The sequence below is a fragment of the Telluria sp. GW821-FHT07G12 genome (assembly GCF_059418525.1).
In genome coordinates this window covers 123,504-138,568 of sequence record NZ_JBWKQA010000004.1, presented here as the reverse complement: position 1 = coordinate 138,568, position 15,065 = coordinate 123,504, and the positions used below count along the sequence as shown (strand labels likewise).

Genomic DNA, 15,065 nt, shown 5'->3' with positions numbered 1-15,065 from the left:
ATTAGCCCAGGTTGCGGACGATGTAAGGACCCATGAAATTCGCCACCGGCAGCGGCAGCTTCTTCCACATCTTGATGAACAGCTGGTATTTCGGGTTCAGCGGGTTGTTGTCCGGCAGGGCGGTGGCGCCATACAGCTTGTACTCGTAGGGCAGGTGCTCGGCCGTGAAACCCCAGTTCTTCTTGAAGTCGTAGGCGCCGGTGCCCAGCTTGCTGCGGCCGAAGTCGAAGATCCGGCAGCCGCGCGCGGCCGCTGCCTGCATCAGGTTCCAGTACATGAAGTCGTTGCCGGCCACGTTGCGCGCGATGTCCATGCCGCCGCCGTAGTAGGGCACGACCTCGTCGCGCCAGTAGAAGGACAGCACCGATCCCACCAGTTCGTCGTTCTCGGTGAGGATGGTGCGCACCTCGCACTCGTCGCCGAAGGTCTTCTGCAGCAGGGCGAAGTATTTTTTCGGGAACACCGGGGTGCCGAGACGGTGCACGCTGTGTGCATAGGCTTCGAACATGCGGTCGACGTTGTCCTCGACCACGCCCTTCAGGCCCAGCTTGATGCCCTTGCGGACCATCGCGCGCTGCTTGCGCGGGATGGCGTTCAGGTTGGTCTCGTCGTCGGCCGAGATCTCCTTGCGGAAGGTGACGTACAGTTCCTTGGTGTGCCAGCTGGCGTCATCCGGGTGGAAGCGCTGCATGCCGCGGTATTCCAGGTGGCCGACGCCCAGCTTTTGCGCCAGCTCGTGCGCGGCCTGGTCCAGCACGGCGCGCGCAGCCTCATTGGTCACAGCCGGACCGCCGTAGACGCAGAAGGGCATCGCGCCCAGCGAGTGCCCGAACAGGCGGCTCTTGATCTCGGCCAGCGGCAGCACGCCCTGGATCGCGCCGTCCTGCTGCACGTAATAGAACCAGGTCTTGATGCCGAACGAGGCTTCGATCACCTGCTGCCAGCCGGACAGGTGGAAGAAGGTCGCTTCCGGGCAGGCGCGGACGAAGGCGTCCCAGCGGCTGCGGTCCTGCGGCTGCATCAGGTGCAAGGTGAGCGGGCCGGCAGCAACCGTCGGGTCGGATGCGGGCGCCGCGCGCTTTACTACTGCTGCTTCGATGATCGAGTTCATGCTTGATTCAGAAAAATGCGGTCCATGCGGTCCCAGGCGAAATCGCGCGCCAGGGCTTCGATGCGGGCTTCCATCCGGTCGATGTTGATGTAGTGGCGGAAGCGCGACTTGGCGTCGAGGCCTTCGGGACGCGGCTGCTGGGTGTCGATTTCCCACGGGTGGAAGTAGAACAGCGAGGGCTGGCGGTCGTCGCGGTTGACCTTGGCCATCATCCAGCGCGACAGCGCGTAGGGCAGCAGGCGGAAGTAGCCGCCGCCGCCGGCCGGCAGGTTACGTCCCATCATCTGCACCGTGGTGATCGGCACTTCCAGCAGGCCGTCCGGGCCGTTCGGATAGAACGCGAAGCGCGGCGCTTCCGGCATGCCGTAGTGGTCGTGCGCGATCGGGTAGATGCTGGAGCTGTAGCGGTAGCCGGCTTCCAGCAGCTCGTCCAGCGCCCACAGGTTGGCGCGGCCGATCGAGAAGCTGGGGGCGCGGTAGCCGATTACCGCCTGGCCGCCGATGTCTTCCAGCAGCGCTTTGCTCGAGCGGATGTCGTTGGCGAATTCGTCGCGGGTCTGGTCGGAGGCGCGCAGGTGGCCGTAGCCGTGGCTGGCCAGCTCGTGGCCGCCGGCGACGATGCGGCGCACCACCTGCGGATAGCGCTCGGCGATCCAGCCCAGCGTGAAGAAGGTGGCGTGGACGCCATTGCGCTCGAACAGGGCCAGGATGCGGTCCATGTTGGCCTCGACGCGGCACTCGCGGCTGGGCCAGCTGGCACGGTCGATGTAGGGAGCGAAGGCCGAGACCTGGAAGTAGTCCTCGACGTCGCAGGTCATCGCGTTGCGGATGCGTTCCCCCGGCGCCGGCAGGCGGCGTGGGGCGAGTTCGTACATGTTCATTCTTGGTTGTCCATCGGCTGGGTTACCGCCCCCTGGGGCGTGGCGACGATCTTCTTCAGGATCGACAGTACGGAAACGATCGATTTTTCAAGACGCATCATGCGTTCGTCCAGCACCTCGACGCTGGCGACGCGGCGTTCGCCGACGCGCTGGTCGAGCGTGCGCAGCTCCTGCGGCAGGCTGCCCAGGCTGGCGCCCGGCAGCGCTTCCGGCGCCGGTGCGGTCTGTCCCTCGGGCAGCTGGAATTCTTCGCTGATGTCGCTGATGACGGTGTTGATGTCGTCTTCGGTGAAGGCGTGCATCTCTTCCAGGTAGCCCATCAGCAGCACGCGGTCCATCAGCGTATTCACTTTGCGCGGGATGCCGCCGCTGTAGGCGTAGATGGCGGCATGGGCGCCGTCATCGAAAGCAGGGTCGCCGTTCCAGCCCACGGTGGCCAGGCGGTGCTCGATGTAGGCGCGGGTTTCCTGCGCGTCCATCGGGCCCAGGTGGTAGCTGGCGATCACGCGCTGGCGCAGCTGCTGCATGCCGGGGCTGTGCAGGGTGGCGCGGAATTCGGGCTGGCCGAGCAGGAAGGTCTGCAGCAGCGACTTGTCGTCGGTCTGGAAGTTCGACAGCATGCGCAGCTCTTCGACCGTGCGCGCCGACAGGTTCTGGGCTTCGTCGATGACCAGCAGGGCGCGCTTGCCCTGGTGGTCGACGTCGCACAGGAATTTTTCCAGGCGGGTCAGCAGGTCGGTCTTGCTCGCGCCTTCGTACGGCAGGCCGAAGGCCGACACCACCATGCGCAGGGTGTCGTCCGGATCCAGGTGGGTGTTGACGATGTGCGCCGCCACGATCTGGTCCGAAGGCAGGCGGTTGAACAGGTTGCGTACCAAGGTGGTCTTGCCCGCACCAACCTCGCCGGTGACGATGATGAAGCCCTCGCCCTGCGACAGGCCGTACTCGAGGTAGGCCATGGCGCGCTTGTGGCCCTTGCTGCCGAAGAAGAAGTGCGGGTCCGGGCGCAGCTGGAAGGGTTTGGCGGAAAATCCGTAAAAGGTCTCGTACATCGCTGCTCCGAATTAAAGCTGGACGGCTAGCGTCGCCGCCAGGGCGTTCTCGTTGTAGCCGGCAGGGGCTGCGCCCGCGCTGTTGATCAGGGCGCCGCTCGGCCCATGGACGTGGCGCAGCTCGAGGCTGCCGCGGGTCTTGCGGTCGAACTGGCGCGTCAGGCCCAGGCTGATCTGGTGATTTGGCGATTCGATGCCGGTCGTGAGCGACAGGGCGCGGCTGCCCGTCACCAGCAGATTGGCGCTGGTCCGCGGCGACAGGCGGTAGTCGAAGCCAGCCTGGATGCCCTTCTGGCGCACATTGTCGTTCAGTGAACCCAGCTGGCTTCCCAGCAGTTCGCTGTCGCTCTGCTGCGTCGTCAGGCCGACGCGTTCCGACTTGTACACCGACAGGCTCACGCTGCTGTGCGGCATGGTGTAGATGTAGCCCGCCTGCAGGCGCTTCTCGCGCATGAAGCGGTTGCTCAGGTAGTTCACCGAGTCGGCCAGGGTCGGCGGCAGGCCGGTGGCGGCGAGGTAGTTCTGGACCGCCTGGGCGCGCAGGACCGGATCGGCGATCGTGGCGCTGAACAGCTGGTCGAGCATGGCCGCGGTGTCGATCGCCGCGGGCAGCAGGAATTGCGAGCGGCTGGTCGTCACCTGGTCGGTGTAGCTGACGCGCGAGACCAGGTGGCGGTTGCGCTGCACCGCCTGTAGCGAACCGGTCTTGCCGAGATAGCTGTGCCCGAACCTGGCGTCGACGCTGGTGCGGGTGGTCGGCGTCCAGGTGAAACCGGCGGTGAGGCTGCGGCCGGCGTTAAGGTCGTGCGAGGCCGAGTATTCGTAGCTGTCGTAGCCCCCCGTGCCGAGCACGGTCCAGGTGCGGCTGAGGCGGTAGTGCAGCGTTGCCGATGCATTCGTCGAGCGTGAGGCGCCGAAGCGCTCGGTCTCCATGTCCTGGCGCGAGTACTGCAGCGTCCAGCCGAGCGGATTCGTGCTCTGCCTGCTGTTCAGGGTGAAGGAGCCGGCGGTCGAGAAGCTGTTGCCGAAGGCGGAGGTCTGGTTCTGGCCATCGGTCTTGACGCCGTCGCGCGTCAGCTGGGCCCGCAGGTCGGCCACGCTGCCGAAGCGGTGCTGCAGGATCGGGCTGATGCTCCACGACTGGACGTCGGTGCTGTTGAAGGTCGAGTAGGGCGTCGTGAAGCGCGGCCCGAAGGCCGAAATCGCCTGCCTGGCACCGCTCGCGCGGGTTTCCAGGGTCAGCAGGTTCTCGATCAGCAAAGCCTGCGCATTCGCCGAATAGCGGCGTTCGCGCGAGTGCGTGTTCGGCAGGTTCTTTTCGTCATAGGCATAGAAATGCCATTCGCCGGAGGCTGCCAGGCGCAAGCGGCGCGAACGGCTGACCAGCGTGAAGCCCGGGGTCGATTCGGCGATCCACTGGCCATGGGCTTCCTGGTCGCGCTGCAAGCCCGGGTTGTCGCTATAGGTTTCGGAGACGCCGATGGTCGGCGTGAATTTCCAGTCCGCACGGCACTCGGCCGACAGCATCAATGCCGCGAGGGCGAACGGCGTCAGCCGCAGCGCCTTGAGCGGCAGTTTAGCCGTAGTGATAGTCATACGTCTCTTCGATGCCGGGGAGGTCCCTGGTCTTGTTATAAATGAGATTGACGTTGTTGAAGCCTTCGATCTGGCTCAGCGCTTCCTTGACCGCGTGCTGGGTCGTGGTCTGGGCTTCGACCACCATCACGATCTGGCCCATGTGCGAGGCCAGCTCCCGCGATTCGCTGGTCAGCAGCAGCGGCGGTGAATCGAAGATGACGACGCGGTCCGGGTAGCGGTTGGCGATTTCGTTGACCAGATTAGTCATGGTCGAGCTGGCCAGCAGTTCGGTCGCGCGCGGGGTACTGGTGCCGGCCGGCAGGATCGACAGGGTATCGACGTTGGTGCGCAGCATGACGTCCGCCATGTCGAGCTTGTCGTCGACCAGGATGTCCATCAGGCCGCGCTGGTTCGGCAGGCCGAGCGTGCGCAGGACCGAGGGGCGGGCCACGTCGGCGTCCACCAGCAGCACAGTGTGGTCGAGTTCCATGGCGATGCTCATCGCCAGGTTGATCGCGGTATAGGTCTTGCCTTCGCCCGGCAGCGAGCTGGTAACCATGATCAGGTTGCCAGGCTTGCCGGTCGGTAAGCGCTCGCCGAAGGCGCGCTGCAGCAGCGGACGCTTGATGATACGGAAGTCTTCGAGCAGGGGCGTACGGCCGCCGGCTGCGGTGACCATCCCCAGTTCGCGCATGCGCGCCAGGTCCAGTTCGATGCGGCGGGTGCTGAATTTCGGCATTGCCGGCTGCTCGCTGCCGATGGCCGGGGCGGCCGGCGCGGCCGGGATCGCATGCACGGTCTCATGGACAACGGTGTCGTGGATGACCGCGTCGTGGATGACGGCTTCGGCCACGGCCGGGCTGTCGGCCAGCACGGCGTGGGCGACGCTCGCCTCGACGGGGCTGGCAGGGATGGCCGTGGCGGCGCTGCGCTGCCGGTCGATGCGGCTGGCTGCTTTTTCAATGATGCTCACGTGGTACTCCTTGCAATCTTTGCGGGGGCGCCGCGATTAAAGCGTGGGGTGGGACAGGATGGCTGCCATCCCCGCCCCATAGATGCCGAACAACACCAGCACCGATACCCCGAGGGCGGCCAGGCGGCGCTTGCGGCGCACGGTCTGTTCCGCCGTCCAGTTCATGCCGATCGAGCCGAGCACCGGCAGACCGGTCACCTCGCGCAGGGTGGCCTGGCTCAGGAAGGTCGGGCGCAGCTGGCTCATCAGGAAGGCGACGGCGATGCCGGCCGCCAGCGCGCCAGCGAACACCAGCGAGAACAGGCGCAGGCGGTTCGGGCCGGTCGGCTGGGTCGGGACAGTTGGCGGATCGATCACGCGGAAGGTCAGCATGTCGGTGGCAGTCGACAGGTCGCCAGACAGGCGCGCCGATTCGCGGCGTTCCAGCAGCTTCTGGTAGTTTTCCTTGTTGACCTGATAGTCGCGGTTGAGCTGGGCGAGCTGGGCTTCGACTTCCGGTACCTGGCCGCTCTGGGTGCGCAGGCGCGCCACGCGGGCCGCGTATTCCTCGACGCGGGTGCGCATCGACGCCACGTGGGCTTCGGCCTGCGACAGCGAGACGCTTAGCTGCTGCAGCATCGGGCTGTAGCCGGCGCCCGGATCGGCGCTGCGCTTCTTGTTCTTGGCCAGTTCGGCCTTCTGGGCCAGCAGCTGGTCCAGCAGGCGGCGGTTGGCGACGATGTCCGGGTGCTGCTCGGTGTATTGCAGGCGCAGGGCGTCCAGGTTCTTCTGGGTGGTGGCAATGCGGTTTTCCAGTTCCGGATCGGTGACTGGAATCTCGACGACCTCGCCTGGCTTGCCCGGCTTGGCCGGTTCGCCCGAGATCTGGCGGCGGATCGCATTGCGGGCCTGCTCAGCCTCGGCCAGCTCCAGGCGCGCCTGGCTCAGTTGGTCGGTAGCCTGGATCAGCTGGCCGCTGAAGTCGCCGCCGCCTTCACGCGGCAGCAGGCCCATGTTCTTGATCTTGAATTCCTTCAGCTGGTTCTCGGCGGCGGTCAGCTTTTCTTCATACGACTTGATCTGGTCGTCGATGAATTGCACGGCCTTTTCCGAGTCCTGCTTCTTGCCGCTGAAGCTGCCCTCGACGAAGATCTGCAGCAGCGACTGCACGATGTCTTTGCCCAATTTCGGGTTGGAGGCAGTGTAGGTCAGCGTATAGATGTCGTCGCGCTCGGTGCCCGCGATCTTAATCTGCGACATCAGATCGTCGACCATCTTTTCGTGTTCCTTGGTGTCCTTGGCCTTGACGTCCAGATCCGTCATGCGCATCAGGCGCTCGACGTTCGGGCGGCTGATCAGCGTGCGGCGCATGAATACCACCTGCTGGTCCAGGTTGGGCAGCGTGGTCATGCCCGAAAGCAAGGGCTTGAGGATACTCTGGGTGTCGACATAGACGCGGGCCGAGGCCTCGTACTGGTTCGGCAGACGCAGCACCACGGCCCAGCCGATGACGGCGATGGTCCAGGAAATGGCGACGGCGTACCAGCGGTACTTGCCGATTGCTTTAAGGAAGTTCAGGAGGGTGGCTGTGATCTCTGCCATCGTGTCAATCTCACCATGAAAGATCCGGAGTCGGGTAATGATCCGGATCAAAGGAAAATGGAATACCTCGCATCATCGCTTGTACTCAGAGCAATTGCAATTAAGCATAAGAAAAATGTGAGGAGCTCAACAAGGCGTACCTCGTCTACAACACAAATTCCTTTAAGAAACCCGAAGTTGCGCTACTTTTGCATTAGTGTTGAGGAATTATTGATGGAGTTGTAATGAATTGGCTGCCATTTTTTGCCTTGGTGCAATAACGCTGAGACGAGCAAAGCATTCATGAAGTAGACTTGCGGAATCGCAACTTTCTCAAAGAAACTGCTTCATTGTAATGTCTAAATTGCAAAAAGGGGTGCACGGTTGGTGCGCTACTGAAACACCGTGTAAGCCGTGGCAAGTTCTACTGGCTGTGCTGGCAGCCGTGTGCATGCTGGCGCCGGCGATGGCGGCCGAGCTGACTGCCGTGATTCCCGTCGTCAAACGCTCCGTGGTCGGCATCGGCACCTTCGAGCGTACGCGCAGTCCGTCGACCGTGTTCTTCGGCACCGGCTTCGTAGTGGGCGATGGCTTGAGCGTGATTACCAATGCGCACGTGGTGCCCGAGAAGCTGGACGACGCGCGCATGGAACAGCTAGGCATTGTCATCAGCGACGGCGAGATGGTGCGCTTCCGGCCGGCCCAGCTGGTGGCGCGCGACACCGAGCACGACCTGGCGCACCTGCGCCTGAGCGGGCCGCCGATGCCGGCGCTGAAGCTGGGCGATTCGGATGGCGTGCTCGAGGGGCAGGGCCTGGCCTTCACCGGCTATCCGCTGGCCATGGCGCTGGGCCTGCATGCCGCCACCCACCGCGCCACCCTGGCCGCCATCACGCCGGTCGTCATGCCCTCGCTGAACTCGCGCAAGCTCGACCCGCGCCAGGTGGCGCAGCTGCAGCGCACCTCCTTCGATATTTTCCAGCTCGACGGCACGGCCTATCCCGGCAACAGCGGCAGCCCGGTCTACGACCCGGCCAGCGGCGAGGTCTGGGGCGTGATCAACGCCGTCTTCGTGAAGGGCCTGAAGGAAAACGCGATCACCAACCCCAGCGGGATCACCTATGCGGTGCCGGTGAAGTACGTGAAGAATTTAATGCAACAGAAGTGAGATTCGAGGAAAGATTTCTGGCGTGCGAGGCTTTTCCTAAAGCACTATGTTATACAATACATAGCCGTTAGCGGCTTATTAACATTTTGTGTTCGACGAAAGGGAATGACGTGGGCAAGTACAAGGCGAACCTGTTCAAACATACGGCAATGGCGGCCACCGCCGCGCTTGCACTGGTCCTGAGCGGCTGCGCCACCCGGACTCTTCCGCCGCAAACCCAGGTGACCAATCCCGACTACCTGATCGGGCCGGGCGACACCGTCAACATCATGGTCTGGCGCAACCCGGAGGTGTCGATGTCGGTACCGGTGCGTCCGGACGGCAAGATCACCACCCCACTGGTCGAAGATCTGCCGGCCGCCGGCAAGACCTCAACCGACCTTGCGCGCGACATCGAAAAAGCGCTCGCCAAGTTCATCCAGCAGCCGGTAGTTACCGTCATCGTGACCAACTTCGTCGGCAATTTCAGCGAACAGATCCGCGTAGTCGGCCAAGCCGCCAAGCCGCAGGCTCTGCCGTACCGTCGCGACATGAGCCTGATGGACGTGCTGATCGCGGTCGGTGGCGTGACCGAATTCGCAGCGGGTAACCGCGCTAGTGTGATCCGTACGGTCGACGGCAAGCAGCAGAAATTTAATGTGCGATTGGACGACCTGATCAAGGAGGGCGACATCTCGGCCAACATGCCGATGCGCCCGGGCGACGTGCTTGTCATTCCTGAAAGTTTCTTCTGATCTTACACGTCGATAATTTTTACACTTGCCAGCGTTCCGGCATACAATAGAAATTTCCGGGCAGTACTTCAGGTAATAAGCGCCTGATTTAAAATATTTTTTTCGGAACAGTGTGTTCATGGCCCGGAACTTGCTTTTATGAGAAGTGAAGAAGGCTTCGCATGATCGCAACACATCTTTGGGGATATCGCACGTGGCTACCGAAAATCAAGAAAACAATGGAAACGCGACGCCGTTGTCCTTGAGTCAACGAGGTGCGACGCGGCGCCGGCTGGCGAAGGCTGGGGTTGGCGCCACCGGGGTGTTGATGACGCTGCAAAGCCGCGACACCATGGGCGCGATGATGTGCAAGGCGCCGTCGGGCTCGCTGTCCGGCGGCTTGAGCAGCCATTATGGACCGGCGCCTATGTGCTCCGGCCTGTCGCCGGGGTATTGGAAGAACCATTCCAGCGCTTGGCCGTGCGCGGTCGATACTTGGTTCGCGGACGTGTTTTACGTGTCCGGCAACCGCCGCTATTGCACTGTCAAGCAGAAGGAAACTTCTTACCTGTGCTCGACAATGATGGGCCTGCTGAGCGCGAAAGGTTTCGATAAGTACAATTTGGCAATGCACGCCATCGCGACCTACCTGAACATCAGGTCCGGCAAGATTGGCTTCCTCTCCGTCGAGACCCTGCTGAACATGTGGTACGAAGTGCAGACCAAGGGCTACTACAGCCCCACCGCCGGCGTGAAATGGTCTGCCGAGCAGGTCAAGAACTATCTGCAGGCAACCCACGACTGACGAGGCGGCAACAAGCATGTGGCGTGTGGTGCCAGGGCAGTCGCTTGCCTTCAGGGAATGGGACGGCGAAGCGGTGTTGTATAACGATCTTTCGGGCAACACCCACCTGCTGGACGGCGCCGCCATCGACGTGCTGCAGGCATTGCAGCCGGCCCCAGCCAATGCCGCCATCCTCGCCGCCCGCCTGATCGACCGCTTCGAGGCCGATGGCGATGAATTACCGGCCGTGATCGAAGACATGCTGGCCACGCTCGCCAGCCTGGACCTGGTCGAACCCTTCCCATGCTGACCCTTGCCGACCTGCCGCGGCGCGAGCTGGCCGCCCGACTGGCCGGTCCCGGCCTGGTCCTGCGTACCGGTCCGTTCGCCAGCCGCATCCGAAGCGATGTCCCGCTGCTGCTCGACGGCCTTGCGCTGCTGTACGCCGATTATCCGGTTGACGACACGGGCGGCTTTGCCGATTTCAACCTGTCGCTGCATCGCGCGGGCGGGCTGCGCCGCTGGTATCGTCCCCAGGTCCATTTCGCGCAGGAGGGCCTGGCGCCGTTCAAGCCTCTGCCGCTGGCGCAGGCCTTCGCGATGTTCGAATGGGTCATGAACTGGTGCGTCACGCACCGCGCCCACGCCTACCTGATCGTCCACGCCGCCGTGCTCGAACGCCATGGGCGCGCGCTGATCCTGCCGGCCCCGCCCGGCTCGGGCAAGAGCACCCTGTGCGCGGCCCTGGTCACGCGTGGTTGGCGCCTGCTGTCCGACGAGATGACGCTGGTGCGCCTGGACGACGGCGCCTTGCTGCCGGTACCGCGCCCGGTCAGCCTGAAGAACGGGTCGATAGCCGTGATCCGCGACTTCGCCCCGGACGCCGTGCTCGGCAAGCCGGTGGAAAACACGACCAAGGGCACCATCGCGCACCTGAAGCCGCCCCGGGAAAGCATACTGCGCGCGGCCGAACCAGCGCTGCCGGCCTTCATTGTCTTCCCGCGCTGGGAGGCAGGCGCCGCCACCAGCCTGACGCCGCTGCCGAAGGCGCGCGCCTTCATGCAGGTGGCCGAAAATACCTTCAACTACCAGGTGCTGGGCGCGGCCGGCTTCGCGGCGCTGGGACGGCTGATCGATACCAGCAGCCAGTACGAATTCCACTACAGCCGGCTCGACGAAGCCATGGCCCTGTTCGAGCGCCTGGCGGCGCAGCCGGCATGAACCGCCCCCTGCCTCTGCTGGTGCGGGTGCTGCGTGAGCCCGCCACCGCCGCCGCGCTCGACGCCGGCGGCTGGGATTTGCTGCTGCGCCAGGCGCTCGGCGCGGACATGACGACGATCCTGCAGGTGCTGCTGGAAGACGCCGGCCTGCTGGACGCGGTGCCGCCGGCGCCGCGCGCGCATCTCGAGTGGGCGCGCATGACGGGCGACCGTCACGCACAGGCGGTACGCTACGAGGTCCGGGCGATCGGACGCGCGCTGGCGGATACCGGTTTGCCGCTGATCCTGCTGAAAGGCGCCGCGTACGCGATGGCCGGCCTGGCGCCGGGACGCGGCCGCATGTTTTCCGACATCGACATCCTGGTGCCGAAAGAGCGCGTGCCCGAGGTGGAAGCGGCGCTGATGCTGCACGGCTGGTTCAGCGCGCACCACGACGCCTACGACCAGCGCTACTACCGCGAATGGATGCACGAGATTCCGCCGATGGAACACATCAAGCGCGGCAACGTCATCGACGTCCACCATGCGATTCTTCCGGAGACCGCGGCGGCGCGCCCCGATCCGGCCAAGCTGCGCGCGGCCGCGGTGCCGGTGCCGGTGGGGGACGCCGGCGACGGCCTGCCGGCCATGCGGGTGCTGGCGCCGCACGACATGGTGCTGCACAGCGCCGTGCACCTGTTCTCGGACGGCGAATTCAACCATGGATTGCGCGACCTGTTCGACATCCACCGCCTGCTGCTGCAGTTCGGCGGGCAAGCCGGATTCTGGGCGGGCCTGGCGCCGCGCGCGCGCGCGCTCCAGCTGGAGCGGCCGCTGTTCTATGCGCTGCGCCATGCGGTGCGCCTGTTCGGCACGCCGGTGCCGGATGCGGTGCTGGCCGACGCGAGCAGCGGCCGCGGCCGGCCGAACCCGGTGCTGCTGGCACTGATGGACCGCCTGTTCCTGCGCGGCCTGGCGCCTGCCCACCCGAGCTGCGCCGATGCCATGACGCCGCTGGCGCTGAGCATGTTATATGTGCGCGGCAACTGGCTGCGCATGCCGCCCCTGTTGCTCTCGCGCCATCTGTTCCATAAAGCCTTCGTCACACCGCGCACCAGCCAGGTCCAGCAGTAGAGCGGTAGAAAAGAAAACACCCCGCAGGGCCGAAACCCTACGGGGTGTTTTCTTTTGCCTGGTTCCCGGCGCTCGCGGCGCCGGAAGTCCGGACAAGAATTACTTGCGGCGGCGACGCAGGCCAGCCACGCCCGCCAGGCCCAGGCCCAGCAGAGCCAGCGAACCCGGTTCCGGCACTTCGCCGATGCCACCGCGCACGGAGCCGGTCGCGTCGACGGTCCACGAGGTCTGCGATGGATCGCTGGCGACGAATTCGGTGCTCAGGTACAGGTCGTGAGCATGGCCGTTCGCGTCGTTCTGACCATTGGTGTTGAACAGGTTTTCCCAGGTACCGCCGGTCACGTCCAGGTAACCAGCGCCATGGCCGGAGATGCTGTCGTTCTGGAAGGTCGAGGTGTAGGTTGCGCCCGGACGGTTTGCAACAGCGTCGCCGCTGAAGACAGCCGACAGCACTTGCGTGCCGCCGACGTTGGTGATGCCGTTGTAGCCCATTTCGCCCAGACGGCCCGACGGACCTGCCGATGCGTTGTAGTTGACGCCGGTCAGGTACATGTTCATCCAGCCGCCGGTGCTGTAGGTAACGGTGAACGGGTCGATCGGGCTGCCGTCGTCATTGAATTCGGTGGCGCCCACGGTGGCGCGCATGTCTTTCAGGCCGCCGAACATGCCGGTCAGGTACTGGCCGTTCTGACCGATGGTGAAGATGTTCTGGCCGGTGGTGATGTTGGTGATCGACTGGACCGAGAAGATACCCCAGGTATCTTCGCTGCCGATTGCATTCGGTGCGTGGAAAGCCGCAGCGGTGTCGCAAGCAGCCACGGTGGTGCACTTGACACCGGTGGTATCGCCGTAACCGATGGTGCCGGCGTCGTAGGCGTTCAGGGTGATCTTGATATTGCCAGCGGTCAGGGTAATTGCGCTAGCCGGGGCTGCCAGGCCGAGTGCCAGTGCGGCACCGGCGACGATTCCCGAAATCTTCTTCATGTTCATCTTTGATTCCTCACAAGGTAGTTATACACAACAGCGACATTGGCTATAAAGCAGTATCCGTGCCAGCTTTAAGATTTATCGACAAGTAATTGATTTTTAATAGGAAAAATAGGGGCGTGCTGCGATTGCTGAGATCGCAATGATGAGCCTGTAAGAAAAACCGACAGTTAACCAGCGAACACAGCTATCGTAAAATGAAAAAAATTACACTAGGATATGATCAATTTTTGCCTCTCGACCACCACTACGGGACCTATGAATACCTTCAACTACGACGAATTTACCAAGCGAAATAGTGGCTATATTAATGCCACTACCCAGGACCAGATCCGCAACACCCGCATCCTGTTCGCCGGTTGCGGTCTGGGCAGCAGTACGGTGATCTGCGCGGCGCGCACGGGTTTCCAGAATTTCGTGCTGATCGATGGCGACACGATCGACGCCCATAACCTGAATCGCCAGTTCTTCGATCTCGAGGACGTGGGGATGCCGAAGGTCGAAGCGCTGAAGAAGCACATCCTGCGCATTAATCCGGAAGCCAAGGTCGAGGCCCATGTCGCCATGCTCGACAAAAACAATGCCGCCGACCTGGTCAGTCAGGTCGACCTGATCTTCGATACCATCGACTTCGTCGACCTGGAGGCGGTGCTGGCCCTGCACGGCAATGCGGCGGCCCAGGGCAAGCCGATCTTCACGGCGATGAACATCGGCTTCGGCGCCGGTGTACTGTATTTCCCTCCTAATTCAGGCAATTCCCTGCCCGAAATCCTGCAGCGTGACGTCGAAGCCGCCGCAGCTGAAGGTAACCTGAGCTATACGGCCGTGTTCGGCCGCGTGATGGCGCGTATCGGCGCCCATCTGGACCAGCAGGTAAGGGAAGAAGTCGCCAAGGCACTGACCATCATGGAAGATGGCACGGCTTGCCCGGCGTCGCAGATTGCCGTCGGCAGTTTTTCGGTGGCGGCCCTGGCGGTGGCGATGATGCACGACACCCTGGCGGGAATGGAAGTGCCTGCAGCGCCGAATATGGTGATCCACAGCTTCCGCAACCACATCACCAAGCGCGTGAGTATTGCTGCTTAATTTTCCTGCTGGCGCACCACATGCAGGTGCGCGGCATGATGCTCGACCACCGGCAGCCGTTCGCTGAACCAGGCTGCCAGTGTCGGGTTGCCCGACGCCATCTTGTCGCGTAAGTCTTCCAGGTCGAGGACATAGGGCGTGACGGCGCCGTAATAACTCGCTTCCGGCCCGATCGGCGTGAAGCGGAATCCCATCTTTTTCAAGGCATGGGCGAGCGATCGTTCCATTGCTGCAAACCAATAGCGCACGCCCGTCTCGAAGCTGTGGCGGAACATTTCGCGGTACATGCCAAGCAAGAGCATGGGCGAGGTGTGATCGCGGCGGTCGATGGCGGGATCGATCGGCGGCTCTTCCGATCCGAAGCCGGGAATGCCGAGCACGCTATCGGCCCGCCGGCGCCGATGGCTTTTCCTGACCACCAGGCGCGAGATCTCGGCCGCCTGCTCGGGGTCGGGCATTTCGAAGTCGTCGAAGGTCTTGCAGTGGAGCTCGAAAGGATAGGGCTTCGAGCCCTTCGGCTGCACCAGTCTGACGGCGCCCACCAGTTTCTCGTCCATCGTATAGGCCGCGAAGTGGGTGGAAACATGATCGTAGTCGTCGAACTCGAGGCCATCGACGTACTGTTCGGCCTGGAGAAAAGCGCATTCCACGCAGTACACCTGGTGGCGCAGTTTGAAGATATCGTGGGGCACCGTACTGCTATGGTTGCCCAGATATATGCGGAAAATTTTACGATTGACGTAGTCGACGCGTTCCTGGTGTGCTCCGTAATCTGCGCGTGGAGGGAAAGCGCTGGGCGCGGCGTATGCTTTTCCGTTGTTCATCCCGTTTTTTGTCCG

15 protein-coding genes are annotated in these 15,065 nt (G+C 63.4%); 7 read left to right on the top strand and 8 right to left on the bottom strand.

The features are described from left to right. Position 1: 1 nt before the first annotated feature. The 6 genes from AC07PE_RS16435 to AC07PE_RS16410 are packed head-to-tail and all read right to left on the bottom strand — an operon-like array spanning position 2 to position 7,176. Complete coding sequence (locus AC07PE_RS16435) at positions 2–1,111, bottom strand: FemAB family XrtA/PEP-CTERM system-associated protein (RefSeq protein WP_498766318.1); 1,110 nt, start codon at positions 1,109–1,111, stop codon at positions 2–4. Further along, the gene (locus AC07PE_RS16430) at positions 1,108–1,992 is read right to left on the bottom strand and encodes an XrtA system polysaccharide deacetylase (protein ID WP_498766316.1); all 885 of its coding nucleotides are present in this window, start codon (positions 1,990–1,992) and stop codon (positions 1,108–1,110) included. The genes AC07PE_RS16435 and AC07PE_RS16430 overlap by 4 nt, the downstream gene beginning before the upstream one ends. After that, positions 1,989–3,044: an XrtA/PEP-CTERM system-associated ATPase gene (locus AC07PE_RS16425; RefSeq protein ID WP_498766314.1), complete on the bottom strand. Its 1,056-nt coding sequence runs from the start codon at positions 3,042–3,044 to the stop codon at positions 1,989–1,991. The genes AC07PE_RS16430 and AC07PE_RS16425 overlap by 4 nt, the downstream gene beginning before the upstream one ends. 12 nt (positions 3,045–3,056) lie before the next feature. Then, complete coding sequence (locus AC07PE_RS16420) at positions 3,057–4,640, bottom strand: TIGR03016 family PEP-CTERM system-associated outer membrane protein (RefSeq protein ID WP_498766312.1); 1,584 nt, start codon at positions 4,638–4,640, stop codon at positions 3,057–3,059. After that, entirely contained in the window at positions 4,621–5,595 is a 975-nt protein-coding gene (locus tag AC07PE_RS16415) for an XrtA-associated tyrosine autokinase (RefSeq protein WP_498766310.1), read from the bottom strand. The genes AC07PE_RS16420 and AC07PE_RS16415 overlap by 20 nt, the downstream gene beginning before the upstream one ends. 36 nt (positions 5,596–5,631) lie before the next feature. Further along, positions 5,632–7,176, bottom strand: coding sequence for an XrtA system polysaccharide chain length determinant (locus tag AC07PE_RS16410; protein WP_498766307.1), 1,545 nt, complete (start codon positions 7,174–7,176; stop codon positions 5,632–5,634). Positions 7,177–7,588: 412 nt separating this feature from the next. On the opposite strand from AC07PE_RS16410, the gene AC07PE_RS16405 reads away from it, so the two are divergent. The 6 genes from AC07PE_RS16405 to AC07PE_RS16380 all read left to right on the top strand — a co-directional run bounded on the left by AC07PE_RS16405 (position 7,589) and on the right by AC07PE_RS16380 (position 12,153). Beyond that, the gene (locus AC07PE_RS16405; RefSeq protein WP_498766305.1) at positions 7,589–8,323 is read left to right on the top strand and encodes a S1 family peptidase; all 735 of its coding nucleotides are present in this window, start codon (positions 7,589–7,591) and stop codon (positions 8,321–8,323) included. A 149-nt stretch (positions 8,324–8,472) separates the two neighbouring features. Beyond that, positions 8,473–9,057: an XrtA/PEP-CTERM system exopolysaccharide export protein gene (locus AC07PE_RS16400; protein ID WP_498767122.1), complete on the top strand. Its 585-nt coding sequence runs from the start codon at positions 8,473–8,475 to the stop codon at positions 9,055–9,057. A 193-nt stretch (positions 9,058–9,250) separates the two neighbouring features. Then, complete coding sequence (locus AC07PE_RS16395; RefSeq protein WP_498766304.1) at positions 9,251–9,841, top strand: hypothetical protein; 591 nt, start codon at positions 9,251–9,253, stop codon at positions 9,839–9,841. A gap of 16 nt (positions 9,842–9,857) precedes the next feature. Then, on the top strand, positions 9,858–10,130 hold the full coding sequence (locus tag AC07PE_RS16390; RefSeq protein ID WP_498766302.1) for an HPr-rel-A system PqqD family peptide chaperone: 273 nt from the start codon (positions 9,858–9,860) through the stop codon (positions 10,128–10,130). After that, positions 10,124–11,041 carry an HprK-related kinase A gene (locus AC07PE_RS16385; protein ID WP_498766300.1) on the top strand — a complete coding sequence of 306 codons (918 nt, stop codon included), beginning with the start codon at positions 10,124–10,126 and terminating at the stop codon, positions 11,039–11,041. The genes AC07PE_RS16390 and AC07PE_RS16385 overlap by 7 nt, the downstream gene beginning before the upstream one ends. Further along, a complete protein-coding gene (locus AC07PE_RS16380) occupies positions 11,038–12,153 on the top strand; it encodes a nucleotidyltransferase domain-containing protein (RefSeq protein WP_498766298.1) in 1,116 nt (371 codons plus the stop codon). Before AC07PE_RS16385 ends, AC07PE_RS16380 begins: the two co-directional genes overlap by 4 nt. 99 nt (positions 12,154–12,252) lie before the next feature. Here AC07PE_RS16380 and AC07PE_RS16375 read toward each other — a convergent pair whose 3' ends face one another. Then, positions 12,253–13,143 (bottom strand): PEP-CTERM sorting domain-containing protein, encoded by an 891-nt coding sequence (locus AC07PE_RS16375; RefSeq protein ID WP_498766296.1) that lies wholly within the window; start codon positions 13,141–13,143, stop codon positions 12,253–12,255. 255 nt (positions 13,144–13,398) lie between these two features. Between AC07PE_RS16375 and AC07PE_RS16370 the strand changes: the two genes are divergently transcribed. Continuing rightward, positions 13,399–14,226: a ThiF family adenylyltransferase gene (locus AC07PE_RS16370; RefSeq protein WP_498766294.1), complete on the top strand. Its 828-nt coding sequence runs from the start codon at positions 13,399–13,401 to the stop codon at positions 14,224–14,226. Here AC07PE_RS16370 and AC07PE_RS16365 read toward each other — a convergent pair. Next, on the bottom strand, positions 14,223–15,050 hold the full coding sequence (locus AC07PE_RS16365; protein ID WP_498766292.1) for a PEP-CTERM/exosortase system-associated acyltransferase: 828 nt from the start codon (positions 15,048–15,050) through the stop codon (positions 14,223–14,225). The genes AC07PE_RS16370 and AC07PE_RS16365 overlap by 4 nt on opposite strands. Positions 15,051–15,065: the final 15 nt, after the last annotated feature.